Source organism: Candidatus Omnitrophota bacterium (assembly GCA_028712255.1).
Taxonomy (GTDB): domain Bacteria; phylum Omnitrophota; class Gorgyraeia; order Gygaellales; family Profunditerraquicolaceae; genus UBA6249.
This window is the reverse complement of sequence record JAQTQJ010000001.1, coordinates 171,597-197,699: the sequence shown is the minus strand read 5'-3', so window position 1 is coordinate 197,699 and position 26,103 is coordinate 171,597. Positions and strand designations below refer to the sequence as shown.

At 38.1% G+C, this 26,103-nt stretch carries 24 protein-coding genes; all 24 read right to left on the bottom strand.

What is annotated here, in order from left to right:
- Window positions 1-29: 29 nt before the first annotated feature.
- The 24 genes from PHC29_01040 to PHC29_00925 all read right to left on the bottom strand — a co-directional run bounded on the left by PHC29_01040 (window position 30) and on the right by PHC29_00925 (window position 26,101).
- The gene (locus PHC29_01040) at window positions 30-1,103 is read right to left on the bottom strand and encodes a rod shape-determining protein (GenBank protein ID MDD5108086.1); all 1,074 of its coding nucleotides are present in this window, start codon (window positions 1,101-1,103) and stop codon (window positions 30-32) included.
- A gap of 136 nt (window positions 1,104-1,239) precedes the next feature.
- On the bottom strand, window positions 1,240-2,622 hold the full coding sequence (gene aroA, locus PHC29_01035) for a 3-phosphoshikimate 1-carboxyvinyltransferase (protein MDD5108085.1): 1,383 nt from the start codon (window positions 2,620-2,622) through the stop codon (window positions 1,240-1,242).
- On the bottom strand, window positions 2,619-3,476 hold the full coding sequence (locus tag PHC29_01030; GenBank protein MDD5108084.1) for a hypothetical protein: 858 nt from the start codon (window positions 3,474-3,476) through the stop codon (window positions 2,619-2,621). The genes aroA and PHC29_01030 overlap by 4 nt, the downstream gene beginning before the upstream one ends.
- Window positions 3,477-3,590: 114 nt before the next feature.
- Window positions 3,591-4,508, bottom strand: coding sequence for an RluA family pseudouridine synthase (locus PHC29_01025; protein MDD5108083.1), 918 nt, complete (start codon window positions 4,506-4,508; stop codon window positions 3,591-3,593).
- 2 nt (window positions 4,509-4,510) lie between these two features.
- Window positions 4,511-5,245, bottom strand: a complete 735-nt coding sequence (gene lgt, locus PHC29_01020; protein MDD5108082.1) for a prolipoprotein diacylglyceryl transferase — start codon at window positions 5,243-5,245, stop codon at window positions 4,511-4,513.
- Window positions 5,235-5,669 carry a signal peptidase II gene (gene lspA, locus PHC29_01015; GenBank protein MDD5108081.1) on the bottom strand — a complete coding sequence of 145 codons (435 nt, stop codon included), beginning with the start codon at window positions 5,667-5,669 and terminating at the stop codon, window positions 5,235-5,237. The genes lgt and lspA overlap by 11 nt, the downstream gene beginning before the upstream one ends.
- Before the next feature lie 15 nt (window positions 5,670-5,684).
- Entirely contained in the window at window positions 5,685-6,068 is a 384-nt protein-coding gene (locus tag PHC29_01010) for a TraR/DksA family transcriptional regulator (GenBank protein MDD5108080.1), read from the bottom strand.
- Between the two features lie 50 nt (window positions 6,069-6,118).
- Window positions 6,119-8,893, bottom strand: a complete 2,775-nt coding sequence (gene ileS, locus PHC29_01005; GenBank protein ID MDD5108079.1) for an isoleucine--tRNA ligase — start codon at window positions 8,891-8,893, stop codon at window positions 6,119-6,121.
- Window positions 8,890-9,762 carry an S-methyl-5'-thioadenosine phosphorylase gene (gene mtnP / locus PHC29_01000; GenBank protein ID MDD5108078.1) on the bottom strand — a complete coding sequence of 291 codons (873 nt, stop codon included), beginning with the start codon at window positions 9,760-9,762 and terminating at the stop codon, window positions 8,890-8,892. Before mtnP ends, ileS begins: the two co-directional genes overlap by 4 nt.
- A gap of 3 nt (window positions 9,763-9,765) precedes the next feature.
- Complete coding sequence (locus tag PHC29_00995) at window positions 9,766-10,602, bottom strand: pyrroline-5-carboxylate reductase (protein MDD5108077.1); 837 nt, start codon at window positions 10,600-10,602, stop codon at window positions 9,766-9,768.
- Window positions 10,595-11,254, bottom strand: a complete 660-nt coding sequence (locus PHC29_00990; protein ID MDD5108076.1) for a YggS family pyridoxal phosphate-dependent enzyme — start codon at window positions 11,252-11,254, stop codon at window positions 10,595-10,597. The genes PHC29_00995 and PHC29_00990 overlap by 8 nt, the downstream gene beginning before the upstream one ends.
- A gap of 114 nt (window positions 11,255-11,368) precedes the next feature.
- A complete protein-coding gene (gene ftsA / locus PHC29_00985) occupies window positions 11,369-12,625 on the bottom strand; it encodes a cell division protein FtsA (protein MDD5108075.1) in 1,257 nt (418 codons plus the stop codon).
- 44 nt (window positions 12,626-12,669) lie between these two features.
- The gene (locus PHC29_00980) at window positions 12,670-13,458 is read right to left on the bottom strand and encodes a cell division protein FtsQ/DivIB (GenBank protein ID MDD5108074.1); all 789 of its coding nucleotides are present in this window, start codon (window positions 13,456-13,458) and stop codon (window positions 12,670-12,672) included.
- Window positions 13,439-14,383, bottom strand: coding sequence for a D-alanine--D-alanine ligase (locus tag PHC29_00975; GenBank protein MDD5108073.1), 945 nt, complete (start codon window positions 14,381-14,383; stop codon window positions 13,439-13,441). The genes PHC29_00980 and PHC29_00975 overlap by 20 nt, the downstream gene beginning before the upstream one ends.
- Entirely contained in the window at window positions 14,374-15,255 is an 882-nt protein-coding gene (murB, locus tag PHC29_00970) for a UDP-N-acetylmuramate dehydrogenase (GenBank protein MDD5108072.1), read from the bottom strand. Before murB ends, PHC29_00975 begins: the two co-directional genes overlap by 10 nt.
- Complete coding sequence (murC, locus tag PHC29_00965) at window positions 15,230-16,588, bottom strand: UDP-N-acetylmuramate--L-alanine ligase (GenBank protein MDD5108071.1); 1,359 nt, start codon at window positions 16,586-16,588, stop codon at window positions 15,230-15,232. The genes murB and murC overlap by 26 nt, the downstream gene beginning before the upstream one ends.
- Window positions 16,585-17,661 carry an undecaprenyldiphospho-muramoylpentapeptide beta-N-acetylglucosaminyltransferase gene (murG, locus tag PHC29_00960; protein ID MDD5108070.1) on the bottom strand — a complete coding sequence of 359 codons (1,077 nt, stop codon included), beginning with the start codon at window positions 17,659-17,661 and terminating at the stop codon, window positions 16,585-16,587. The genes murC and murG overlap by 4 nt, the downstream gene beginning before the upstream one ends.
- 1 nt (window position 17,662) lies before the next feature.
- The gene (ftsW, locus tag PHC29_00955; GenBank protein MDD5108069.1) at window positions 17,663-18,757 is read right to left on the bottom strand and encodes a putative lipid II flippase FtsW; all 1,095 of its coding nucleotides are present in this window, start codon (window positions 18,755-18,757) and stop codon (window positions 17,663-17,665) included.
- Window positions 18,758-18,760: 3 nt separating this feature from the next.
- Window positions 18,761-20,032 (bottom strand): UDP-N-acetylmuramoyl-L-alanine--D-glutamate ligase, encoded by a 1,272-nt coding sequence (murD, locus tag PHC29_00950; GenBank protein ID MDD5108068.1) that lies wholly within the window; start codon window positions 20,030-20,032, stop codon window positions 18,761-18,763.
- Between the two features lie 7 nt (window positions 20,033-20,039).
- The gene (gene mraY / locus PHC29_00945) at window positions 20,040-21,128 is read right to left on the bottom strand and encodes a phospho-N-acetylmuramoyl-pentapeptide-transferase (protein ID MDD5108067.1); all 1,089 of its coding nucleotides are present in this window, start codon (window positions 21,126-21,128) and stop codon (window positions 20,040-20,042) included.
- Window positions 21,128-22,489, bottom strand: a complete 1,362-nt coding sequence (murF, locus tag PHC29_00940) for a UDP-N-acetylmuramoyl-tripeptide--D-alanyl-D-alanine ligase (protein MDD5108066.1) — start codon at window positions 22,487-22,489, stop codon at window positions 21,128-21,130. The genes mraY and murF overlap by 1 nt, the downstream gene beginning before the upstream one ends.
- Window positions 22,468-23,883 (bottom strand): UDP-N-acetylmuramoyl-L-alanyl-D-glutamate--2,6-diaminopimelate ligase, encoded by a 1,416-nt coding sequence (locus tag PHC29_00935; protein MDD5108065.1) that lies wholly within the window; start codon window positions 23,881-23,883, stop codon window positions 22,468-22,470. Before PHC29_00935 ends, murF begins: the two co-directional genes overlap by 22 nt.
- A gap of 76 nt (window positions 23,884-23,959) precedes the next feature.
- Window positions 23,960-25,657 (bottom strand): penicillin-binding transpeptidase domain-containing protein, encoded by a 1,698-nt coding sequence (locus PHC29_00930; GenBank protein ID MDD5108064.1) that lies wholly within the window; start codon window positions 25,655-25,657, stop codon window positions 23,960-23,962.
- A gap of 75 nt (window positions 25,658-25,732) precedes the next feature.
- Window positions 25,733-26,101 (bottom strand): hypothetical protein, encoded by a 369-nt coding sequence (locus PHC29_00925; protein ID MDD5108063.1) that lies wholly within the window; start codon window positions 26,099-26,101, stop codon window positions 25,733-25,735.
- Window positions 26,102-26,103 lie beyond the last annotated feature (2 nt).

Below are 26,103 nucleotides of genomic sequence, written 5' to 3'. Positions count from 1 at the left end.
ATTACGCCAGTATCTCCTTGTAGGAAGATTTAATTACGTACTTCGGTTTTCACCGATACGGTTACTTTCTTAAGATACTGAATTTCGCTAAGCACGATTCCTGTTCCATTGGCAACGGCAGTAATTGGATCATCGGTTATATGTACAGGAAGGCCAGTCTCTTCAGAAATTAATTTATCTAACCCTCTTAATAATGAACCTCCTCCAGCCATGACAATACCGTGATCAATCAAATCAGCGGCTAACTCCGGAGGAGTCCTCTCTAACGAAACTTTTGTAACTTCCAGTATCGCACGCAATGGTTCCTGGAGAGACTCTCGTATCTCTTCACTAGTAATGGTCACAGTTTTAGGAAGCCCAGCAACCAAATCTCTTCCCTTTACCTCCATACTCATCTCTTCTTCTAAAGGATAAGCTGATCCAATCTTTATTTTGATATCCTCTGCGGATCGTTCGCCAATCATAAGATTATATGTTTTTTTAAGATACTCGATTATTGCTTCATTCATCTCATCCCCGCCAATACGGATAGATTTTGAAAAAACTGTTCCCGCTAATGATATTACCGCAAGCTCCGTAGTTCCGCCTCCTATATCGATAATCATATTACCAACCGGTTCCTGAATAGGCAGCCCTACGCCAATAGCCGCGGCAATCGGCTCTTCAATCAAAAATACCTCTCTTGCTCCAGCGCGCTCTGCAGAATCCTTTACCGCCCGTTTTTCTACCTCAGTTATTCCTGAAGGAATTGCAATAACGATTCTGGGCCTTACTAAAACTTTACGGTGATGCACCTTCTTAATAAAATACCGAAGCATAGCTTCGGTAATTTCAAAATCAGAAATGACTCCATCTTTCATCGGCCTAATGGCGATAATATTACCGGGAGTACGTCCAAGCATACGCTTGGCTTCATCACCTACAGCTAAGACATGCGAAGTACCGCGTTCAATAGCCACAACAGAAGGCTCACAAAGTACTACACCTTCACCCTTAACAAAAACTAAAGTTGTAGCTGTCCCCAAATCAATTCCCATGTCATTGGAAAAAAGACCTAAAACATAATTAACTGCTCTTTTTAACTGTTGGCTCAAACTTCCCATATTATCTCCTCCCCACAAAGGGGGCATCAATACAATTCCATTTAAACCGAATGTTTTATAAGCACGGGGTGTTAATTACGCAGTAGGAGGATTTTAACAAAGATTGAACCCAATGTCAAATAAAAACTTACCAAATTTAATCAGGCTTATTTTTTAATAAACTATTCAATGCGCCTAAGAAACCTGGAAAGGATTTACTGATACAACTGATATCATCGATCTTAGAGCTGCCTTCTGCAGCAAGAGCCGCTACTACCATACTCATGGCAGTGCGATGATCTCCGAAACTCTTAAGGTTTGCGCCACAAAGATTTCCTTTACCTTTTATGATTAAATTTTCCCCCAAATTATTTTTGTTAATTTCAATATCTGCGCCCATACGTCCTAAATTACTCACCATAGAATTAATACGATCTGTCTCCTTAACTCTTAACTCGCTTACCCCTTTAATTATAGTTTTACCCTGAGCAAAACAAGCAGCCACCATAAGAATTGGCAATTCATCAATTAAAGAGGGAATTTCAAAAGAATCAATTATAATGTTCTTCAGCTTGCTGCTACTTATTATAATATTTCCAACAGGCTCAGATCCTTGTAATTTATTTTTATGAAGCGGCATAACTTTAATTTTAGCATTCATTCTTTTAAGAATGTTAATTATCCCGCTGCGGCTAGGGTTAAGGCTCACCTGCTCAACAACAACTTGAGACCTCGGAATTATTGCCGCCAACACCATAAAAAAAGCTGCTGAAGAAATATCTCCTGGGATATAAATCTTGCCCGGAGTAACTAAATCCTTGCCCGGCTTTAAAGTTATGCTGTTCTTATTCACAACAATATCAGCACCAAAAATTTTAAGCATACGTTCAGTATGATCGCGTGTCTTTATTTTCTCTAAAATCTTAGTCCTGCCCCTAGCAGATAAACCTGCCAAAAGAATCGCGGATTTAACCTGAGCTGAAGCAACAGGCATCCGATACATAATCCCTTTAAGGTTTCCGCCTCTTATAACTATGGGTGTGTACTCTTCTTTGCCTTTTATTTTTGCCAAAATATACGCTCCCATCAAACGCAAAGGCAGGTTCACCCTGGCCATAGGCCTCAATGATAAATATTTACTTGTAATAATTTTAACCTCAAAATCCTCTGCGGCCAATATACCCAGAAGTAAACGTAAGGTTGTCCCGGAGTTATTCACAAAAATTGGTTTATGAGGTTTTTCAAAACCATCCCTACCCTTACCTAACACTATAACCTGATTACTTTTTCGCACTATCTTAACCCCTAAAGCACGCAAGGCACCTAAGGTGGCTAAAGAGTCATCATGTATGGGAAAATTTTTAAGGATAGTTTTGCCGTAAACTAAAGCACTTAATATGAGCGCTCGATGGGCTATAGATTTGTCGCCAGGAAGGACAACTTTACCGTAGGGTATAAATTTTTTTTTAACTAGAAAGGGCCTTACCCTGTTAGAGAATTTTCCGGTTGCTCTATTAGCAAATTTTCTAATAGGGTTCACTTTATCTTTTGTGTTACCTTATCGTTTTCCCGTATCAAATCCTTGAATTCAGGCGCAAAACCTGCAGCAGACATCGATTCATGGACTTTCTCAACTTTTAGCTCACTAATATTCCTACCGTCACGGGAAATCGTAAATTCATCCCCGACGATTACTTTATCTTTGCTTCCCAAATTAATTACCGCAAAATTAAATTCTTTATTTACGATCATAATCTTACCTTCGAGTATATTTAACGCGGAATTTTGTATTGGCTTACCGGTCTTTGCCTGCTTTAATTCAGCAGCTTTAATCTTATCATTGATTTCTTTAGCTTTGCCTTTGGCAGTGTTATCAATAATAACAGGTTCCCCGCCAACAACAACCTTGCCCAGTTCTACTCCTCCAGAGCCATCTTCCATATTCTTAATTTTGTTTTCCAGCTCAGTTTTTTGCTGTTGGATAATTTTCATCTGCTCATTTATCTTTTTACCTTCTTCAGTGGCAGTTTTAAGCCTATCCTCAAGGTCCTGACGCAAAGATTTCTGCTGTTGGATATCTGCGTTAAACTGCTCTAATTTATTGGATGCTTCTGTAAGGGCTGATTTTTCCTTAGTAAGTTCGCCAGTTAAGGACTCCACTTTAGAACTAGCTTCTTGCAATTTAAGGGTAAGTTCGCTTGCGGCCTTTTTGGCCTCCTCAAGCTTATTCTCGGTTATACGCTGACGTTGCTCCAATTCAGTAATCTTATCTTGAAGCTGGAGATTTTGTGCGTGTTCTTTTTGATATAAATAAAACGATACTGCGGCAAGAGATAAGAAAATAATAATTAGAACGATTAAAACAGGTAATATAATTGTACCTTTGCGATACATTTTACCTCCTTACCCACAAGGGTAACACCAGCGCAACACCTTTAAGCGCTGGGTGTAATTTTATTATTTAACCATACTGATTAAACATTAATGTATCAAAAGGTTAGGGAAAAATCAAGCGATATTTTTTTTAATGAAATCCTGAAATTCTGTGGGGAGCTTGCTTTTGAAATGAACGAGCTTATTGGTAGAAGGATGTATAAAGCCTAGCTCTTGTGCATGCAAAGCAAGGCGGCTAAAATTATTATTTTTTCCGTATTTAGTATCACCTAAAATAGGGTATCCCAAATAAGCCAAATGCACCCTGAGTTGATGCGTCCTGCCCGTAAAAGGGCTTAACTCCAGGAGACTAAAATTCTTGGATCGTTTTAATGTCTTATAAAATGTTTTGGCGTATTTGGTATTCGGCGCAAAACTAACAGCCATACTTTTACGCTTTAAAGGATGCCTGCCTATAGGGGCCTCAATTACATCTTCATCGAATTCAACGCGGCCGCAAACTATAGCGATATATTTACGCTGGATGCTGTGCTGGGCAAACTGTTTGGCTAATTTTAAATGGCTGGCATTATTTTTGGCGATAACTAAAAGGCCGCTGGTATCTTTATCCAGGCGATGGACAATTCCAGGGCGATTTTTATTAATATCGGATAACTGCATCTGGCGGCCAAGCAAAGCGTTAACTAAAGTATGCTCTTGGTTACCAGCAGACGGATGCACAACCAAACCGGGTTGCTTATTGATAACCAATACGTCATCGTCCTCATAAACAACTTCAAGCGGGATTTCTTCCGGTAAAAATTCTGCTTTCTCTTTATCGGGAACAATAGCCTTTACCTGATCCGCAACAGCCACTTTATGATGAGGTTTAATTATTGACTTGGCATTTAAAAAAACTTTTCCTTCATGGATAAGCTTCTGAATAATTGTTCGGGAAAGGCCTAAATTATTCTGTTCGGAATAATCCGTCAAAAATAAATCCAGCCGCATCAAGGCCTGTTCAGGCAAAACCACAACTTTCAATTCTTTCATAATTATTTTTTCTTATCGTGTAGTATTTTAATAAATACCAAGAGAAAAACAAAGAACATCACCAAAGACAAAATCTGAAAGAGAGTTAACCCACAGAAAATCCTGGGGCTATCATTACGGAAATATTCGATAAAAAAACGTTTAATAGGATAAAGAAAAAGGTAGGCACAAAGTATCTGGCCCGTTGCATGCTTCCTATTCTGCATAAATCTTAAAATAAAAAAAATCAAAAGTAAAAGCAGCGAAGAATACAGTTGGGTAGGTATTAGAACCTGATCAAAAATTTTAAAATATATCCCAAATTCAGAAGGCCGCCCGTAACAACATCCGTTTAAAAGGCATCCTATCCTGCCAATTGCCTGCCCCAAGGCAATAAAAGGAACCAACAAATCCAGGGTCTTAAAAAGGCCCATCTTATTTTTTTTAATAAAAATTACCGCCGCAGCTGTACCAAAAATTAGCCCCCCAAACCAAGCCATTCCTCCATGCTGGAGCATAATAATCTCAAGAGGATTGCGTAAATAAAAGCTGAAGTTATTTAAACAATAAAAAAACCGGGCGCCGATTATTCCAAAAATAAATACAAAGAAACAGAGATTAAAGATTGACTCCGGGTCAACCCTCTCCTTTTTAGCCTGTAAGGAAGCCAGATAAACACAAGTAAAAAAAGCCAAGACCAGCATAAGGCCGTATGAATAAATCGTAAAAGATCCGATGTGGCAAATCTCAGGCAGCATTTTTCTTAAATAATAACTCCCAGCTTAATAAAAGCGCAGCTACAGTTATAACAGAATCAGCCAAGTTAAAAACCGGCCAAACGCGAAAATCTAAAAAATCAATTACAAAACCAAAACGTAGGCGGTCAATAAGATTTCCTATTGCTCCTCCTAATATCAGGCTCAAAGACACTTTGTAGATAACTGAATTCCTTTTATCCCGCAAACTGCAAATAATAAGGATAACTGCAACAAACGAAATCAATAAAAACATGGACAACTGATTCTGAAACATTCCAAAAGCCGCACCACGATTATACACCAGCGTTAGATTGATAAAATTTTTTATTAGGGGAACTGGATTATTTAACTGCAAAAACTTTGAGGCAAGGAATTTTGTGGCTTGATCTAAAAAAATAACGCTAGCAATGATGATAAAAATCATCTAATAATGGATTTATTACTTTTTTTCTCTCTTTTGTTGACACTTAATGCACAGGCGAGCTGACGGGACTGCTTTAAGGCGGATTTTAGTGATTGTCCCTTTGCAATCATCGCAAATACCAAATGTACCATCTTCGATTCTCTTTAACGCATCATCCAATTCATAAATTGTTTTTCTTTCATTAGAAGCCAGCCCCAATGAAAATTCACGGTCATAATTATCGGTAGCCACATCAGCCATATGATATGTATAGCCAGAGATATCCCCGGAGGCTTCTTTTTGCGATTTTCTTAAAGTATCATCGGATATGTGCCTGAGATCATCCAAAACCTCTTCTTTTCTCTTAAGCACAATCTTCTTAAAATCCTTTAAGTCTTTTTTAGTAAATTTTTTCTTCACTCAATTTCTCCTTTTATGGCTTTGCCTATTAAAAGGCAAACCATGGTTCTCTAACCAATCGCCTTAAGGCAATTATCACAAATCAAAGGATGCTCTTTATCCGAGCCTATTGCCAAAGAATAATTCCAGCAGCGCACGCATTTGACGCCTTCTGCTTTAGTTACCTCTATCTTTATCTCTTCGCTAAGATTATCCTCTTTTACTACCTTTACCTGTGAAACCTTAAAAATCTCACAAAGATCATTCTCAAGGCTGGATAAGAATGTATAACGTTCCTGACTTTTTGTCAATAGTTTTATTCCGGCATCAAAGGAGCTGCCAATCTCACCCTTTCCGCGCAACTCTTCCAAAGCTTTAGCAACCAAGGGAATTCGTAATATTACTACCCCCAAGCGTAATCGAATATCATCTTGCGCGGCTACAGCATCAAGCCTAGGCCATTCTAAAAGGTGAACGCTTAAAACTACGTTTGATTCTTTATCTTTAACCATGTGTTGCCAAATCTCTTCTGCCGTAAATACTAAAATAGGGGCAATCATACGCACGAGCATATTCAATACTTCAAAGATAGCTGTCTGTGCTGAACGCCTTTCCATAGTTTTAGCCCCATAAGTATAAAGACGGCCTTTAACCATATCCAAGTAATACATTGAAAGTTGCTCATTACAGAGATCATAGATAGATTTATACGCCTTATGAAATTCAAAAGAATCATAAAAACTTCCTGCCTGTTTCAATGCCGACCCGGCTTCCTGTAATATCCACTTATCTATCACCCTTAAATCGGCGTAAGCTACTTTATCTGTATCCGGGTTAAAATCATAGAGATTGCTTAGAATAAATTTTGCGGTGTTGCGAATCTTACGGTAAGCTTCTGAAAGCCTACTGAGGATTTCTTTGGAGATACGAATGTCCTCATTGTAATCGCTTGAAGCCACCCACATCCTTAAGATATCCGCGCCATAATCTTTGATGATTTCAAAAGGCGAAATAACATTGCCTGCGGATTTAGACATCTTCCGTCCCGCGCCATCAACCACAAAACCATGGGTAAGCACATTCTCAAACGGCGCTTTAGCGTCAATTGCCATTGCCGAAATAATCGATGACTGAAACCATCCCCGGTGTTGGTCGCTTCCTTCCAAGTATAATTGCGCAGGAACCCCTCCTAATTCTTTTCTTTTTTTCAATACCGCTTGACTGCTTACACCGGAATCAAACCAAACGTCCAGAATATCTGCTCCTTTAGCAAAAAATTTTCCTTTTTTACATTTCGGGCAGACTAAATCCTGCGGAAGAAAATCTTTTATTTCACGGCTAAACCAACAATCAGAGCCTTCCACAGCAGAAAATTCAGCAAATTTCTCAATCACTCTTGTATCAAAAAATTCTTCTTTACATTCCTGACAAACCAAAGCTGGAACCGGCACTCCCCAATACCTCTGGCGGGATAAACACCAATCCGGGCGCGACTCCACCATCGCGGAGATCCTCTCCATGCCTGCTTCGGGAATCCAACGCACATCTTCTTTTATGGCTTTTAGCACACTGTTACGTAAATCTTTATGGTCAATAATCAAAAACCACTGTTTTGTCGCGCGAAAAATTATCGGATGTTTACAACGCCAGCAATGCGGATAAGAATGAGAAATCTTCTGTTCTAAAAGCAAAGCACCTATTTGTTTTAGTTTTTCTATAATCGCTTTGTTGGCATCATAAACATTTTGCCCGGCAAACTCTCCGGCAGTTGAATCAAATTTGCCTCTTGCGTCAACCGGCATCACAATATCCAAGCCGTATTTTAATCCAACCTGGTAATCCTCCGCACCATGCCCGGGGGCAATATGCACTAATCCCGTACCATCCTCCGAAGAGATATAATCCGCCAAGACAACCTTCCCCGAACGCAGTCCAAATGGATGATCATAAATAATACCTTCCAGATCCTTGCCTTTTAACTGCTTTATTACTTCATATCTATCAATACCCATCTGCTCTAATATAGACAAGCGCGCATCAGCAATGATTAAATTACCCTTATTTGTCTTTATACAAGAATAATTAAATTCAGGATGCACAGCTGCGGCAACATTGGCGATTAAAGTCCATGGGGTAGTAGTCCAAATTGCAAGACAGCTGTCTTTTAAGAAATCTTCTCCATCTTTTATTTTGAATTTTACAAATACCGAAGGAGATGCGTGGTCTTCATATTCCACCTCTGCTTCAGCCAAGGCAGTTTCACATTTAAAACACCAGTTGACAGGCTTAAGCCCCCGCTGAATGAATCCTTGGTTATACAAATCGTTAAAAGACCTAATGATTGCTTCTTCATATTCATGGCTTAAGGTTAAATAAGGATTTTCCCAATCACCAAACACCCCCAGGCGCTTAAATTGCTCCTTCTGATTAACCACATACCTCATAGCATAATCATAAGCTTTTTTTCTAAACTCAAGCTGTGAAATTTGATGCTTAGCTATTTTTAATTCTTTGAATAGCTGGTGTTCAATTGGCAAACCATGACAATCCCAACCAGGGACATAGGGGCAGTCATACCCCTGCATGGTTTTATATTTTATAACTATATCTTTTAATATTTTATTTAACGCATGGCCAATGTGTATATCTCCATTGGCATAAGGCGGGCCGTCATGAATAACATATTTCCCTTTTTCTGCTGGTTTTTTACGAATAAGCCCGTAAAGATTCGTCTTATACCAATTTTCCAGCCTAAGCGGTTCCCTCTTAGGAAGATCCGCTTTCATCGGAAAATCCGTTTTTGGTAAATTTAATGTATCTTTATATCCGGAATTGTCGGGCTTCATTTTATATATTTACCGATAATTATCTCTAAATCTTTTTTTACTTTTGCCGAAATCAGTTTCCTGTCCGTAATAATCGCATTTTTCAGCGCATGAGCGCAGCCGCAATCTCTTTTATCGGGAAGATTTTTTATCAGGCCGTGCAAGATCTTCTTGGCATTATTGATATTTTTATGCAGGTTGTTAATTACCATCTCCACGGTTATCTTTTCAAAATCGGGATGCCAACAATCAAAATCGGTAATACATGCCAAGGTGGCATAACAAATTTCCGCTTCACGGCAGAGCTTGGCCTCGGGCATATTAGTCATCCCAATTACATCCATTCCCCAGCTACGGTAAAGATTAGATTCAGCAAGAGTCGAAAATTGCGGCCCCTCCATATTAATATAGGTACCGCCCTTATGCATCTTGATACGCAGGTCTTTACTTGCCGTATATCCGGCGTCAAAAAGAATGCCGCTGAGCTGTAGGCATACCGGATGCGAAAAAGAAATGTGCGCGACAATACCTTTGTCAAAAAATGTCGCTTTCCTTGCCTGATTTGTACGGTCAACATACTGGTCCACTACCACAAAATCAAGCGGGTGCATATCCTCATTTAAGCTGCCGCATGCGGTTACAGAAATAACCCTATCGACTCCCAATTTTTTCATCGCAAAGATGTTGGCGCGATAATTTATCTCACTTGGAGATATACGGTGCCCTATCCCATGGCGCGGTAAAAATACAATTTCTTTTCCGTACAATTCTCCGATAGATAATTTTTCAGAAGGCTTGCCAAAAGGGGTATCTAATACCACATCCTTTTTATGAGTTAATCCTTCAAGGCTATATAACCCGCTTCCTCCGATAATCCCGATACGCGACATACTTTACTCCTTTTTGGATAATTCTTTTGAACGTAAAACTGCAGCTTTTGCTGCTTCTACCAATGATCCGCTATTATGTAAAGCCTCTAAACCAGCCTGTGTAGTCCCGCTTTTTGAGGTAATTTTATCCCTTAGTTCTGCCGGAGTTATGCCTAATGCTTCCACCGTAGCTAAAGTACCCATAGTAGTTGATGTAACAATTTTTTTAGCATCCTCTTTATTAAATCCAACTTCTTCGGCAGCCAAAGAAAATTCCTGAATAAAATGCTCCAAACTAAAATTTTTCCATTCTTCCTTTGGCTTACCCTGAACTAAATCACACCAAAATCCGGGACCGCTTCCGGCAATGGCCGTAACAGCATCCATCATATCTTCAGGGAAAATAAAAACGATTCCTAAATACTTAAAAAGTTTAAAAACAAACTGCATATCCTTATCAGTGGCAAGCCAACCTTTACAAATAGCAGTAGTACTCTTTCTAACTTTAACTGCTAGATTTGGCATTACCCTGACCACCGCAACTTTACCTAAAACTTTTTCGATGTAACCTGTAGTAATACCTGCAGCAATACTAATAATTAACTTATTCTCCACAAAAAATTTAATTTCATTAAACAACCCATCAAAATCCTGCGGCTTGACTCCCAAAATAATAACCTCACATTGCTTAACTAACTCAACAGGATTATTGACGACAGTTATATTTTTTAAAGCATTAATTTTATTTTTATCTTTATCAAAAACACAAACAGCATACTTATTTTTTATGCCTTCAGCAATTGCACTACCCATATTGCCGAAACCGATTATACCGATTTTTTTTCTTAAGAAATTAAACATTGTCTTGGGATATCGCCCTACCCAACCTTATAATATTAGCTCCTTCTTCAATGGCCACCTCAAAATCATCGGACATCCCCATAGAAAGCAACCAATCAGGATTTAATTTATCACGTAATCGTTTAAGTTCTGAAAAAAATGGCCGCGCCTGCTGGCTGTTTTCCACAACAGGAGCAATAGTCATCAATCCTTTAATCTTTACATTCTCCAGTTCTTTTATTTCTGCGCAGGCACTAGTTAAATCCTGAGGAGAAAATCCAAATTTTGCAGACTCCGGAGAAGTTTTAACCTCTAAAAGAATATCCTGGATTTTATTTATTTTAAGAGCTTGCTTATTAATTTCTTGCGCTAAACTGACACTATCAACAGAATGAATAAGATCAAATACTTTTAAAGCTTCTTTTACTTTATTTGACTGCAAGTGGCCGATCATATGCCACTTTACTCCAGGAATTTCTTCATATTTTTGAAGCGCCTCCTGTACTCTGTTCTCACCGATATCTTTAAAACCCAGCCTAGCTGCTTCTTGAATCTGTGAAACCGGCCTACCTTTGGTTACACAGACTATCGTAATTTTTTCAGGATCAGTCCCAATCCTTACACAAACCTCTTTAATCTTACGCCTGACTGTCTCTATATTATCTTTAATCATAGATTAGTTAACATATTATACACAATAACCTGAGAAAATCCAGGGACCGTTTCTATTTTTTGTTAATTAAAAATAATAAAAAAATAGAAACGGTCCCCTGTTTTTCCTTAGATTTTAAAAATACTCCTGATAAACTTCTTTAAAACGGTTTATTGTTTTAAAAAGCAGATTTCTGGCAGGCTTTACTAAGGTCAAATTACCTACAGTCTTATTCTCTAAATCCTCACAAATCATCCCAAGACAAGTCAGATAAGTCAAGTACTTCTGTCCGGATAACTCACTATTCTCTTTTGATAGAGGAATAATTTCCGGATTATTGATCCTGCCGATTGCAACCGGAATACCCATCAGGCTTTCCATCATCTCAATGAATCCATCAGTCAACAGCGTTTTACCAGCCATAATAAAATGATCTATTTCATGCAATGCCACTTTTCTCTCTACAACCTCCTTAATCTGCGAACATATTAAGCGGCCGGAGTTAGTGGTCATCTGCGCTACATCACGCTGCTTAATCGGCTTATAAAATTCATCCCTTTTGACTAAAATTTCTTTATTTTCCGGTATGCTACCTGCATCTCCGATAATCCCATAAGAGCGTTTGATATCTTCGCCCAATTCAAAATTGATTTTTAAACCTTCACAGAGTTGTTGTGTCATGCTATTGCCGCCTAAAGGTAAAATCTGAATATCCTGCAGGAGGCCGTCTTTAAAAATAAGCAGCTCCGTAATATCGCTACCTACATCACAAAATATGCTCAACCCTTTTTTTTCTTTACTGCCAAACACTGCTTTACTAGTAACCAGCCCCGAAAAAGAAAGGCTTCTGATCTCGCATCCACACTGGTTGATAACCCGGCTTAAACTCTGTAAGGAAGAAAGCCTGGCGCAAACCAGGTATAAATCCACCTCCAACCGATGGCTGTATAAACCGATAGGATTAATAACATTACTTTTAGAATCAATAGAATAGCTGGATGGAATTACATGGATAATCTCCTCTTCCAAACTTGATCCAAGAATACGCGCCTGCTCATTGGCGCTAGTTATATCAGTTGAAGTAATCACCTTGTTGCCGCGCTCGGCAAGAGGAATAATTGCATGGCTATGTTTAGTTGAAATATCTTTACCGGAAAAATTAGTATGAATAAATTTTATTTTTAACCCAGATTTAGCTCTCAAACTCTTGATAATCTTAGTCAGGCAAATAACCAATTGCGTGGCATCGACAATTACCCCTTCTTTTACGCCGACCGATGGCGCAGAATCAAAAAAGATCTCCTCTATCCGGTTTTTCTTTACCCGCCCAACAGCTGCAGAAATTTTATTTGAACCTATATCAATTGCGCAAATATAATTATTATTTAACACAGTTATCCTTAAGTTAGCGTTTCTTAAACAATGAGGCTTCTAAATCAAGGCTTATTGTTTAACTTAATTATCGGCTCCTTAAACCTTAAGTCTATATATTTAATATCTGGCCATTCCTTACGTGCCTGCATAATCAATCCACCCAAAATCATCATTTTTTCTCTGATATTGGCTTCACCTATACGCACTTCAAAACCCATCCACTCTGTCACAGGATTTGGGTTTGTATAATCAGCAGCCCGTTTGGGCAAAAGAAGAAAAAACCCGGCGCTTTGCAAATTCGACACATCAATTTTCTTTAATGTAAAACCTGTAAAGCCCTTATTGACTTTAAATTCCTTAAGAATAGTTAAAGCAAGCTCAACCTCAGGCCGATTATACTTTACTCCTGCTTTCGGAGCAAATATTTTTGTCTCTAAACCGTAAATTACCGGTAGTTGCGCTTCTTCAACAGTTAACTCCGGATAAAATAAAAATCCCTGGTCATCAATCACAAAATTTTTATAAAATTTAACTAAAGCAACTGGCTGGCGCTTTAGAAAATCAACAAATATGCAATTAGGAAATACCCGGGTTAACCTAACTTTGCGGCAATCCGGATACCCTAGAGAAACTTTCCGGGATTGGCCAAATAAATCTAAACTAAAAATATTCCTACCTTTTAAATAATTAAATGAAATATCGGAATTCCTAACGATAATTTGTTTAACGGAAAAAAATTCCGAAGTAGTTAATGCTTTCCAAATATATCCTATTACAAAAGAGATGGCAAGTAAAATTATCGCCAAAACGAAAACAATCCTTACTGGTAAATTAAATTTTTGCTTTCTCATAAGCTAATTCCAATAATTTAATACAAAGTTGATTAAAATTAATACCAACAACATTGGCTGCCTTAGGCAAAAGACTAGTAGATGTCATACCGGGTATGGTATTTACCTCCAAAACATACGCCAAGCCATCTTTACTTAACATGATATCTGTACGCGAACAACCGGAACAACCCAAAATCCGATGCGCTTCTAAAGCAGTTTGCCGAACCATTTTAGAAGTACCCTCCTTTAAATCAGCAGGAATAATATACTGGGTTAATCGTGATTGATACTTGGCCTGAAAATCAAAAAATTTACTTTTTGGGATAATTTCGATCACAGGCAAAACCTCCTGCCCCAGAATCCCAACAGTGAGCTCTCTTCCATATATATACTCCTCAATAATTATGCGTTCATCAAACTTAAAAGCCATCTGAATAGCTGCAGGCAGCTCCTCCTTAAACTCAACAAGTGAAAGCCCAATGCTTGAACCATGATTAGCCGGCTTTACTACCAAAGGTAATCCCAAATCATTATCAAAAATCTTTTTTCTTTGGTAAGTTGCCTTCTCGATAAACCAAGATCTAGGAACAGATAACCCTCCTGCTTTTAATACCTCTAATGAACTAATCTTATCCATTGCCAGCCGGCTAGCGGAAACCCCTGAAGCAGTATAAGGCAAATTTATTTTTTCCAAAATCTCCTGGATTGCTCCGTCCTCTCCGAAACGTCCATGTAAAGCAATAAAGGCCCCGGTTAAATTATACCCTTTAAGTAATCTGACATTTTCTTCTTCACTTTCAGAAACTATATTAATTCCTATAGCCTCTATTCCTGACTCTAAAAGAGCACCTAATACCGCATGGCCGCTTTTAAAAGAGATTTCTCTTTCTGAGGAAGGACCCCCCATTAATACCCCCACCCTGCCAAAATCTTTTATTTCCATATTTTTATTTCAGGTTCAAGATTAATCTTAAACCTTGATTTTACTTTACTTTTAATTAAAGCCATCAGGGCTAAAACATCGCTGCTTTTTGCATTATTGGAATTTAAAATAAAATTCGCATGCCTCCTAGAAACAGCAGCCCCTCCCAATGTTTCCCCTTTTAATCCACAGTTATCAATAAGAAAACCTGCTGAATTCTTACCGGGGTTTTTAAAAACACAACCTGCATTAGGAAAAGTATCATTCTGAGACTTATTTCGCCTTAAAAGGTATTCTCTTATTTTCTGCGTAATCGAATTCTTATCTAAAGCTTGCAACCTAAGCACAGCAGAAATAATAATATATTTATCCAGCTTTGATTTGCGATAGGAAAACTTTAATTCCTTACAGTTAGTTAGCCTGGGCCTACCGCTATAATCCAAAACATATACTTGTTTAACTAAATCTCCAATCGAGTTACCCCAAGCTCCGGCATTACCTGCAAGAGCCCCGCCTAATGTCCCGGGAATTCCAGCAAGAAATTCTAGCCCGGACAAGCCTTCTTTTTGGGCAAATAAAATCAATTGACTTAATTTTAACCCTGCCCCCGCTATTATACAAGTACCTTTAGTATAAATCCCTTTAAAATCTTTAGCAGTCAGCCTGATCACAATCCCGTCTAACCCAGAATCACTAACTAACAGATTACTGCCTGAGCCTAAAATAAAAATCCTTACCCCCGCACTCTTGGCCAAAATAATAACTCTTTGCAAATTTTCAAGATTAGTAGGTTCAAAAAAAAACTTTGCCGGCCCGCCTATTTTAAAACTTGTAAGATTAGCCAGTTTTATTTTAGTTTTTATTTTTTTATTTAAGTCTTTGGGCCAAAACATCGGAAACCTTTGTAATATCTCCTGCTCCCAAGGTGATCACCAAATCATCCTTGCGCAAAATACCTATCAAATGTTCAATTATATCTTCTTTAGGCAAATATAACACTTCTTTATTTTTTGCGAATTCCTTTATTTTTTCTAATAACTTTTTGGCGCATATCCCATCAATGGGCTGTTCGCTTGCCGCATAAATATCCGTGATGATCAAATAATCAACCGTTTCAAAAGATTTTGCAAATTCATCTAAAAGTAACTGGGTACGGCTAAAACGATGCGGTTGAAACACAACGATCAAGCGTCCCGCATCCAGATTAGTAATTGCCTGCAAAGTAGCCTTAATCTCAGAGGGATGATGCGCATAATCATCGATTACTAAATATTTATCATTCTTAAGTTTCGTCTCCAGCCTACGGTGAGTACCTTTATATCCTTCTAGAACTCTGCGGATACACCCTAAATTAATACCCAATTCTAAACCCAAAGCAATTACCGCCAAAGAATTTGAAATATTATGCCTGCCACCTAAAGCTAAATGAAAACGGGAAATCAATTTATTTTTAAAATAACAGTCGAAATCGGAAGATAGCCCTGTAAATAAAATATTCTTAGCGTAAATATCAGCAGCATTATCCAGGCCAAAAAATAAATGTTTGCCTTTATAGGCTTTTAGCATATTTACTAAATTAGGATCATCTGAGCAGGCAAAGACGCATCCTTCCTCCTGAGTGCATTTTATAAAAGAATCAAATGCCTCTAATTCGTTGTCAAAATTATGATAATAATCCAAATGCTCCCGGTCAATATTAGTAATAACTGAATATTTCGGGCTATAACTTAAGAATGACCCATCGGATTCATCGGCTTCAGCGACGAAAAAATCACCATTTCCTAAACAAGCATTGGTATTGATATTATTAAGTATTCCTCCGACAACTACAGTAGGATTAAGCCCGGCTTCAAGTAAAAGATAAGAAACCAGCGAAGTAGTAGTAGTTTTACCGTGGCTACCGGCAACTGTTATTGCTGTCTTTTCCCGCATAAGCTTCGCTAAAGCTTGGGCTCTTTTGATTACAGGTATTCCTAAAATTTTTGCTTGGCGTAATTCTGGATTATCCTCACTTATCGCCGAAGAATAAACCACCAAATCCTGGCCTCCCACATTTTGCGCATTATGGCCAATAAATATCTTTGCTCCCAAACTCTTCAGCTCATTGGTAATATGATTATCTTTTAGATCTGAACCGCTTACCCTAAAGCCGCTTTTCAGTAATAAATGAGCAATACCACTCATCCCTATACCGCCTATCCCTATAAAATGATAATACTCCTTCATTTCAAAACCTCTTTAGCAAGTAATGAAGCTGCATCTAAAACCTGAAGTCGCACATAAGATTCTCGCATAGCTTTGAGCTTATTCGGATCCATTGAAAACTCGTTCAATTTATCAGTTATTTTTTCTGGGCACAATTGCTCATCTCTAAAAATCAATGCGGCTCCAAGATCCTCTAGTATGCGGGCATTAGCCTCCTGGTGCGCATAAGCAAAAGGATATGGTACTAATATCGCAGGTATTCCAAACCTTTGCAACTCGGCAATTGTTGTAGCGCCTGAACGACAAATTACCAGATCCGCTATGCTATAAGCATATTGCATAACAGCTAAAAATTCAAACAGCCTATATCTCAAATTCAAAGATTCATATCTTACCTTAAGAGCAGGGAAATCCTGAATTCCGCAAATATGAATTACTTGGAGGTCATCTTTTTTCTGACAAGCAGATAACGCCTCCAAACAAACAGAATTTAACTTATTCGACCCTTGGCTTCCACCGGTAATTAATATATTAAATTTACCTTCTTTAAACTTAAAAAAATCAAGCGCCTCTTTCTTAGCTATGCGGATCAGATCCTTGCGCAGAGGGTTACCGGTAAAAACAATTTTTTTAACGCAAACTTTTAAATAATTTACTGTCTGACTAAAAGATACTGCTATTCGGTCAACTAATTTCGCAAGTAAGCGATTTGCCCTACCTGGAATAACATTTTGTTCATGAATAATAGTTTTTATCCTAAACAACCAGGCCCAAAATATCATGGCAATAGTATTTAAGCTTCCAAACCCAACCACAATATCAGGCTTAAACCTTACGAGAATACGCAAGCTTTCCCAGGCGCCCAACAAAAATGAATAAGCGCCTCTTATATTCTTGCTGCTCAAATTAAGGCTTAAACTAGCTGCAGGGATATATTTAATTTGCGCGGATTCTAAAAAAATAGCATTGTCACAAGTGCTTTTTTTAGGTAGGACTAAAAGCACATCATTGGATAAATTCTTTAATGAATCTATCAAAGCCAGAGCGGGAAAAATATGCCCACCGCTTGAACCGGTAACAATCAAAACTCTCATTTTAAGGATATTCTCCGCAACGTGCTATATTAATTAATATCCCCAAACTAACCATATCAAATATCAACGAAGAGCCGCCATAGCTTATAAACGGCAGTGGTAATCCTTTAGTAGGAAAAACTCCGCAAGAAACACCGATATTTACAATCGCCTTAAGCGAAATTATTAAAATCAAACCCAGCGCAAGAAAATACCCGAATTTATCCTGAGCATTCTTAATAATTTTAAGCCCCTGCTGAATAAAGATTAGAAACAATACGATTATCCCCAAGGTACCAATTAATCCAAGTTCCTCTCCGATAATCGAAAAAATAAAGTCGGTGTGGGCAGCCGGAAGATAAAAAAGTTTCTGCTGTGAATGCCCCAGCCCTCTGCCAAATAAGCCTCCTGAACCTATAGCAATCTGTGATTGAATAGTTTGAAAGCCGGTTCCCTTGGCATCCGCCCAAGGGTTTAAAAAAGCCAGGATTCTGTCCCGGCGATATGCCACCCGGAAAACCAAAACATAAAGTACTGGCAAGCTACAAAGTAATAGGCTTAAAATATAACTGCCTCTGGTTCCAGCGACAAAAAGCATAATTAAAACAACACTGCCTAAAGCAATAACCGTACCCAGGTCCGGCTGTAGGAGTATTAGCAAAGCTGTTGCACCCAGCACGCATATTGGAGGTATAAAACCTTCTAATAATAATTTAATCTTTTCACCTTTACGAGTAATAAAATCGGCAATATAGATGATGAGAGCAAGATTGGCAAATTCCGATGGTTGAAAACTGATAAATTTGAATCTAAACCAGCGCCTAGCCCCAGAAACTTCTCTACCTATCCCAGGAATAAGCACTAAAACAAGCAGGCCAAGAGCAACCCAAAGCAGAAGACGGGCATGTTTTCTGAATACGCGATAATCAATAAGCATAGCCAAAAAAGTCAATAACAGACCTGCCAGTAAAAAAAATAAATGCCGTTTTAGAAAATAAAAACTATCTCCATATCGTTCCCAGGCATAGATGCTTGATGAACTATAGATCATTACGATTCCAATACAAATAAGTATAACTGATATGGTAAGTAAATTAAGGCGTGTTTTCCTGATCATTTATTAAGTAAGTTTATCCTCATTTAAATCTAAAACGATTTTTTTAAAAATTCTACCCCTGTCTTCATAATCTTTGAACATATCAAAACTTGAACACATAGGCGAAAATAATACAGAATATCCGGGTTTAGCCAAAGCATAAGCTTTGTACACAGCATCTTCTAATGTAGTAGCATACTCAATCGGAAACTCTCTTCCAAGATCAAGCGCTATTATTTCTTTGGCCTCACCAATAAGAATTGCCTGTTTTACTTTATCTTTAGCCGGCTCAATAATAACTCGATAATCAATCCCTTTATGCCTACCGCCTGCAATAAGAATTATAGGGGTAAAAATATTTTTGATTGCCCAGATCGCCGAATCCGCCGTAGTTGCCTTAGAGTCATTAATGAATTTTATTCCGTTGATATTGCGTACTTCTTCCATACGATGCTCAATACCTTTGAATTTATTAAAAACTCCAAATACGAGATCCTTATTAATACCTAAAATTTTGCCTACGGTCAGGACGGCACTCTGATTCGGATTCAACCCATCCTGGCCAGAGAAAAAGATAACCTGCGATTTTGCATGTTCTGCGACACTTTTAAGCAAAATATCCTGGCTATTTAAAACTAGAAAATCATCTTTATCCTGATTCATAATAATACGCTTTTTGGCATCCAAATACTCTTGCATATTATTATAATGGTCTAGGTGATTCGGGGTTAAATTAAGAATAACAGCGATTTTTGGTTTAAAATCTTTAATTGTCTCAAGCTGAAAGGAGCTGACTTCAAGGACAACAAAATCCTCTTCCCTCATATTCTCCACTTCTGAACAAAAAGGATTCCCGATATTCCCGCATACAAAAACTCTTCTTCCAGATGCCTCCAATATTTTCCCAATCAAAGTAGCAACTGTTGTTTTCCCATTGGAACCAGTCACGGCAATAATAGTTGCCGGGCACAAGATACTTGCTATCTCAATCTCGCTCATCAACGGCTTATTGAATTCAACGGCCCATTTAATCGGGAGGGCTAAAGCCGGCACACCCGGAGAAACAACAACCAACTCTGCATCCCTAATAAAATCCCGACTGTGTTTGCCTAGCTCAACTAAAATATCTTTTGAACAAAATTTACTACTTGCCTCTTGAGTCTGAACGTTATCCTTAATATCCGTAACAGCTACAAAAGCCCCTGCTCTATATAATAAATTAGCACAAGCAAGGCCTGAACGAGCAAGGCCTACAATGGTTATTTTTTTATTTTTAAAATAATTACTATTACGCATGGAGAGATTATCTAATCTTTAAAGTGACTAGGGTAAAAAGAGCAAGCAAACCGGCAATAATCCAGAATCTGACAATCACTTTATTCTCAGGCCAATTTAAAAATTGAAAATGATGATGCAGTGGAGCAATCTTAAAAATACGTTTTTTGGTCAATTTATAAGTTCCCACTTGCAATATGACTGAAAGCACCTCCACCACAAATATACCTCCCACAATAATAAGCAGCATCTCTTTCTTAATCAGTAATGCCACCGTTCCGATAGCCCCGCCTAAAGCTAAAGATCCAACATCTCCCATAAAAATTGTGGCAGGATAACAGTTAAACCACAAAAAGCCTAAACCTGCTCCCACAATACTGGCGCAAAAAATAGTCAACTCTCCGCCTCCCTTAATATAAGGAATCAAAAGATAGTTACTTAAGTTAATGTTTCCGGAAACATAGCAGAGTATGGAAAATGCAATTGCCACCATCACCACAATGCCAATAGCCAACCCATCCAGGCCATCGGTAAGATTTACTGCATTAGATGAGCCGGCAATCACCAATATCACAAACAAAACATACAATCCATCCAAATCTAAATTAATCCCTTTTAAAAAAGGGATATCAAGCCTAGCGTTGTGATGGATATCCATAATAAGAATTATTCCCAATATCAGGCCTAAAACAATTTGGCTGGTAAGTTTTATACTAGCAGATAAACCTCCAGCCTTTTTCTTAACCTGTTTTAAGTAATCATCCATAAAACCGGTTAAACCAAGCCATACGGTACTAAACAAAACAATCCAAATACAATGATTAGAAATATCAGCCCAAAGAAAGGTTGAAATTATGACCGTTGCAAGTATAAGAATTCCCCCCATGGTCGGCGTGCTTTGCTTGTGTTTATGCAAATCATCTAACTTTAAACTATCAGCCTTATTTATCTTTTCTCCGACTTTTAAGGATTTTAATTTTTTAATCAGAAAAGGGCCAAAAATCAGGCTAAGCGCAAAAGCAGTTAAAGCAGCCATACTGGCACGAAAAGTAATATAGCGGAATAAATTAAAGGCAAAAATAAAATCTCTGAGCGGATAAAGCAGGTGGTAAAGCATTAAATCTCTAAGACCTCTTCCATTTTCATCGAACGAGAACCTTTTATTAAAATCAAATCATTTTTGCTCGGTAATATTTTTTTAAATAATAAATCCCTAGCCTCTTCTGAATTGTCACAACAGAATATATTTTTTTTATCAAATCCCTTCTCTGCGGCCGCATCGGCTGTGATCTTGGCTAAAACCCCTACTGTCACCAACACATCACAAGTATTAGTTATACTCCAAGCCATTTGCCTATGCAATAACTCTTTTTGCCTACCTAACTCTAACATATCCCCCATAATCAGAATCTTTTTTCCTTTGCAACTTACCGCGCCTAAAGCCTCAATGGCTGCCTTAAACGAAAAGGGATTGGAATTATATGTATCATCAATAAACTTAAATCCCCGGCATTCAACAAGATTAAGCCTGCCTTTGGGAAATTTAAAATTCGATAAACTTTTAGCGATTTCCGAATAGCTAAACCCTAAAAGCCTACCAACTGCAACTGCTCCTAAAGCATTATAAATATTACAATATCCTAATGTAGATAATACAAAATCATATTTACGATTAACCTTAAATTCTACTCTTGTGTCTTTGAGGCGGATTGCTCCTGCGCAAAAATCACTCCTCTCATCAATACCATAACTAAAAATATGATTACCTTTATTTTTTTGAACAATAATACGCTTGAGTAATTTATCGTCGGCACAAACTACAGCAATTGCGGGTTTTTTTAAATTATCCAACAAGGTTGATTTTTCTTTTAAAACTCCGTTTAGATCTTTTAAAAACTCCAGATGGCTTGAAGCGATATTAGTAATCAAACCAATATTAGGCTGAGCTATTTTTGCCAGATAGTCAACCTCACCAAAATGATTTGTACCTATCTCAACAACCGCAAAATTATCTTGATCTTTAAGCTTTATTAGCGTTTGTGGCAAGCCAATGGCATTGTTCTTAGTGCCTTCATTTTTTAAAACCTGAGAGTTAGCTGATAAAACATGAGCAATCATCTCCTTGGTTGTAGTCTTCCCATTAGAACCGGTAACGGCAATAACCGTCGGATTAATTTTTTTTCTCTGAAAACTCGCTATATCAGCTAAGGCTAAGGTTGTATCTTTCACTTTAATAACCACTATCCCTTTAGGAATCAAACAAGCAGGTTTTTTTTCTACAATTAAACAAATAGCTTTTGATTTTAAAACCTCAGTAATAAAATTATGGCCATCAAAATTGCTGCCTTTCAAGGCCAAAAACGTCTCAGCTGACGCTAATCTCCTTGAATCGGTAGATATGGCTCCTAGCTTATCCTCTGGATTTCCCTGAATAAGCAAGCCATTTGTGGCTTTAATTATTTCACTGACTTTAAACACTTCCGGATCACCTCTTGGTCGCTAAAATGTAAAACTTTATCTTTCAATATCTGGTAATTTTCATGGCCCTTACCGGCAATCAATAAACAATCATTTTCTCTGGCCATCTCTAAACCTCGCCGGATGGCTTCAGAACGTTCAAGAATCAGACAGTAATTGCCTTTAACTATGCCTGCACAGATATCTTTAGTTATCTTTTCCGGATCTTCACTGCGGGGATTATCGCTAGTAATTATCACATAATCTGCTAGCTTTGTAGCCACATTGCCCATTTTCGGGCGCTTAAATCTATCCCTGTCTCCTCCACAGCCAAAAACTACAATGATTCTCCCTTTAACCAACGGTTTCAAAACGCTAATAACATTAAATAGTGCATCCGGGGTATGCGCATAATCTACAAAAATACTGTAACCTCTTTTACAGGCAACATTCTCAAGCCGGCCACAAACATTCTTGAATTTTTCAATTGCCGCTTTAATATCCTTAATATTTATTTTTTCACTTATTCCCCAGGCAACAGCTGCCAGAATATTATAAATATTATACCGGCCTGCAAGGTTTGTTTTAATCCGCAACTTTATTTTAGGGGTAACCAAGGTAAATTTAGTTGAATGTATACTAAAATCGATATCACGCGCCATAACATCCGAAGGATTTTCTATCCCATAGGTCAGAATATTGGCATCCGTTAAACGCTTAATCCTCCGACCAAACCTATCGTCATTATTGATTATTGCAAAACTAGAAGCGGGTAGGATTTTAAAAAGCCTTGTTTTTGCCAGAAAATAATTTTCTAAATTTTTGTGGTAGTCAAGATGGTCCTGAGTAAGATTGGTAAAAATAGCATGGCTAAAATTAATCCCAGATACCCTGTCTTGATCCAAAGCATGAGATGAAACCTCCATTGCGCAGTATTTAATTCCTCTAGAAAGCATTTTTGCAAGTAAGCCTTGCAATTCAACAGCTCCCGGAGTAGTATTCTTAGCCGTAATAATTTTACTTTTGAAACGGTAATTAATCGTACCAATTACTCCGCAAGCTAAATCGGATTCCTTTGCTATAGCCTCAATCAAATAAGAAATCGTTGTTTTACCGTTGGTGCCGGTAATTCCGGCAACCTTAATCCTGCCCGAAGGAAATTCATAAAACTTATTTGCAGCTTCAGCCAAAAATTTACGGCAATCATCTACCAAGAGTAATTTGACACTTTTAGGAATCTTAATTTTGGGTCCATTTTTTTGCACAACTATAATATTAGCCCCTCTTACAATTGCCTCTTTTATAAAACGGTTACCATCCAAACGATTCCCCTTAATGGCCACAAAAACAAAATCCTTACCTACCTGCTTAGAATTAGAAGTAATACCTTTAATTTCGATATCGGCAATTTTCATCCCGCACCTTCAATAAATTTAATTATTGTTACAGGCGTATGGTTTAATGGATTGAATAATAAAGAAGGTGCGGGATTCATTGTGCCAAAGCCTCAGTAGGCATTTCATTGCCTTTTATATAACGAATAGCATCACCTGCTACTTTTTGGAACACTGGAGCTGCCACTACCCCTCCAAAATAAGACCCTTGCGGTTCATCAACCGTAACAACAATCGTTAAAAGAGGATCCTCAGCTGGAGCAAAACCAATAAAAGATGCAACAAATTTACTATGTGAATAGCTCCCGTTTGGTTCAAGCTTCTGAGCGGTACCGGTTTTTCCAGCGGCGCTAAATCCGGAAACCTTGGCTAATTTACCGGTACCTTCCTCTATTACTCCGGTAAGAATTTTCTTTATACGCATAGCAGTATCTACTGAAATAACCTTGCGGATTAAGGTCGGCTTATTTTGCTTAATTATTTCTCCTTGGCTACTACGCACTGAATCAACAATATAAGGTTTCATAAGCTGTCCGCCATTGGCAATTACCGAAATTGCACTAGCCAATTGCAAAGCTGTCACCCCTACCTCTTGGCCGATAGGTATAGCCGTAATTGATGTCTTTGACCAAGATCGTACGGGTTTAATCATCCCGGAAATTTCTCCTGACAAATCAATGCCTAATTTTGAGCCAAAACCAAAATCCTTTAAATACCGGTACACTGTGACGGCGCCCAAGGCAATAGCAATCTTAACCGTACCAATATTGCTTGACTCTTCAATTACCTGCCTAAAAGTAAGCGTGCCATGAGGCATATGATCATGTAATATGCGGCCGCCTACTTTATAAAACCCATTTTCACAAAAGAAGGTATCTTCCTCGGTTGCCTTTTTTTCTTCAAGTGCGGCAGATGCAGTAACAATTTTAAAAACCGAACCAGGTTCAAACAAATCACAAATAGACCGATTGCGCATAGAATCTTTACTCGCACGGGAATAATTATTCAAATCATAGCTGGGACGGTTTGCCATAGCTAGAATTCTTCCAGTGTGTGGATCCATCACGATGATACTGGCGCTTTTTGCGCGAGAACTTTTAAAAGCTTTATCCAATTCCCTCTCAGCAATATACTGGATAACCTCATCAGTGGTCAAGACCAAATCCAGCCCATCGACGGGTAAAACCATTTTTTCCCAGAGATCTAATTTTTTTAACCTGGCATCGCGTAAGAAAATTGCCCAACCAGCTGTCCCTGCCAAATATTTATTATAATCCCTCTCCAAGCCCTCAAGGCCAATATTATCCGTCCCGCTAAAACCAATGATATGGCTACCCAAATAACTATTCGGGTAAATACGTTTGGTTTCCTTCAAAAATCCCAAACCTTTAATATTTAATTTTTTAATCGCCTCGGATTTTTCTGGGGGCAACTTTCGCGCTAACCAAATAAAAGACTTCTTGCGGTAAAGCCTGTCACTCAAGTAAGTACGGCTTACTCCCAATATCGGTTCCAAATTATTCATAACAAGTTCTTTATCTTTAATAATATTTGGCACAGCATAAAGTGAATCCATGGACATATTGAATGCCTGCATCTTGAGATTGCAGTCATAAATTGCTCCGCGGCGCGGCTCTAACTCTACGAGCTCATTATGTTGTTTATTGGCTATTGAAGTAAGGTAATTTGAACGGAAGAACTGAATAAAAAGAAGGCGACCTACACAAAACAAAAGGAAAATAAAAAAAACTAAAAATACCGCCTCGTTCCTTCGGCGATAATTGCTAATATACATAGAAATCTAGGGGACGGTTCTGTTTTTCAACCTACTTAGACAACAGAAAAACAGAACCGTCCCCTTTGTTTTTTATTAGGGGTTAATTGTTTTTGCTTGAGCTTCCCGCTTTAAACTAAAAATCCGCGCCAGCAGGCCTTCCCTGTTTTGACTCTGATCCGCAACCCTTAAACCTTCCTTAGAAGAAACAAACTTAACAAAACGATAATTATCCGGCATCTGAAAATCAGAGACCTGGCTAATACGATTACCAATATTTACCAAAGAAGAACTTTTGTTTATATTATATCTTAATGCGGTATTTTTATCCAGTAATTCTGTGAAGACTGCCTGTTTTTTTTGACCTAAATAAGCCAGGCGGAAAATTTCGCTCTGTTGATAAACATAGAGCACGGAAAACGAAGTAACAAATACAACTGCGGAAAAAAACTTGGTAAGTTTCATAA

What these genes read in the sequence shown, in the direction of transcription:
- murD (MDD5108068.1), bottom strand. Translation starts at nt 20,032, where the DNA reads ATGCGTAATAGTAATTATTTTAAAAATAAAAAAATAACCATTGTAGGC.
- ftsW (MDD5108069.1), bottom strand. Translation starts at nt 18,757, where the DNA reads ATGATCAGGAAAACACGCCTTAATTTACTTACCATATCAGTTATACTT.
- ileS (MDD5108079.1), bottom strand. Translation starts at nt 8,893, where the DNA reads ATGAAGCCCGACAATTCCGGATATAAAGATACATTAAATTTACCAAAA.
- PHC29_00980 (MDD5108074.1), bottom strand. Translation starts at nt 13,458, where the DNA reads ATGAGAAAGCAAAAATTTAATTTACCAGTAAGGATTGTTTTCGTTTTG.
- murB (MDD5108072.1), bottom strand. Translation starts at nt 15,255, where the DNA reads ATGTTTTGGCCCAAAGACTTAAATAAAAAAATAAAAACTAAAATAAAA.
- PHC29_00930 (MDD5108064.1), bottom strand. Translation starts at nt 25,657, where the DNA reads ATGTATATTAGCAATTATCGCCGAAGGAACGAGGCGGTATTTTTAGTT.
- PHC29_01030 (MDD5108084.1), bottom strand. Translation starts at nt 3,476, where the DNA reads ATGTATCGCAAAGGTACAATTATATTACCTGTTTTAATCGTTCTAATT.
- mraY (MDD5108067.1), bottom strand. Translation starts at nt 21,128, where the DNA reads ATGCTTTACCACCTGCTTTATCCGCTCAGAGATTTTATTTTTGCCTTT.
- murG (MDD5108070.1), bottom strand. Translation starts at nt 17,661, where the DNA reads ATGAGAGTTTTGATTGTTACCGGTTCAAGCGGTGGGCATATTTTTCCC.
- murC (MDD5108071.1), bottom strand. Translation starts at nt 16,588, where the DNA reads ATGAAGGAGTATTATCATTTTATAGGGATAGGCGGTATAGGGATGAGT.
- mtnP (MDD5108078.1), bottom strand. Translation starts at nt 9,762, where the DNA reads ATGTCGCGTATCGGGATTATCGGAGGAAGCGGGTTATATAGCCTTGAA.
- PHC29_00975 (MDD5108073.1), bottom strand. Translation starts at nt 14,383, where the DNA reads ATGGAAATAAAAGATTTTGGCAGGGTGGGGGTATTAATGGGGGGTCCT.
- PHC29_00935 (MDD5108065.1), bottom strand. Translation starts at nt 23,883, where the DNA reads ATGAAAATTGCCGATATCGAAATTAAAGGTATTACTTCTAATTCTAAG.
- lgt (MDD5108082.1), bottom strand. Translation starts at nt 5,245, where the DNA reads ATGCTGCCTGAGATTTGCCACATCGGATCTTTTACGATTTATTCATAC.
- lspA (MDD5108081.1), bottom strand. Translation starts at nt 5,669, where the DNA reads ATGATTTTTATCATCATTGCTAGCGTTATTTTTTTAGATCAAGCCACA.
- PHC29_00925 (MDD5108063.1), bottom strand. Translation starts at nt 26,101, where the DNA reads ATGAAACTTACCAAGTTTTTTTCCGCAGTTGTATTTGTTACTTCGTTT.
- PHC29_01040 (MDD5108086.1), bottom strand. Translation starts at nt 1,103, where the DNA reads ATGGGAAGTTTGAGCCAACAGTTAAAAAGAGCAGTTAATTATGTTTTA.
- PHC29_00990 (MDD5108076.1), bottom strand. Translation starts at nt 11,254, where the DNA reads ATGATTAAAGATAATATAGAGACAGTCAGGCGTAAGATTAAAGAGGTT.
- PHC29_00995 (MDD5108077.1), bottom strand. Translation starts at nt 10,602, where the DNA reads ATGTTTAATTTCTTAAGAAAAAAAATCGGTATAATCGGTTTCGGCAAT.
- PHC29_01025 (MDD5108083.1), bottom strand. Translation starts at nt 4,508, where the DNA reads ATGAAAGAATTGAAAGTTGTGGTTTTGCCTGAACAGGCCTTGATGCGG.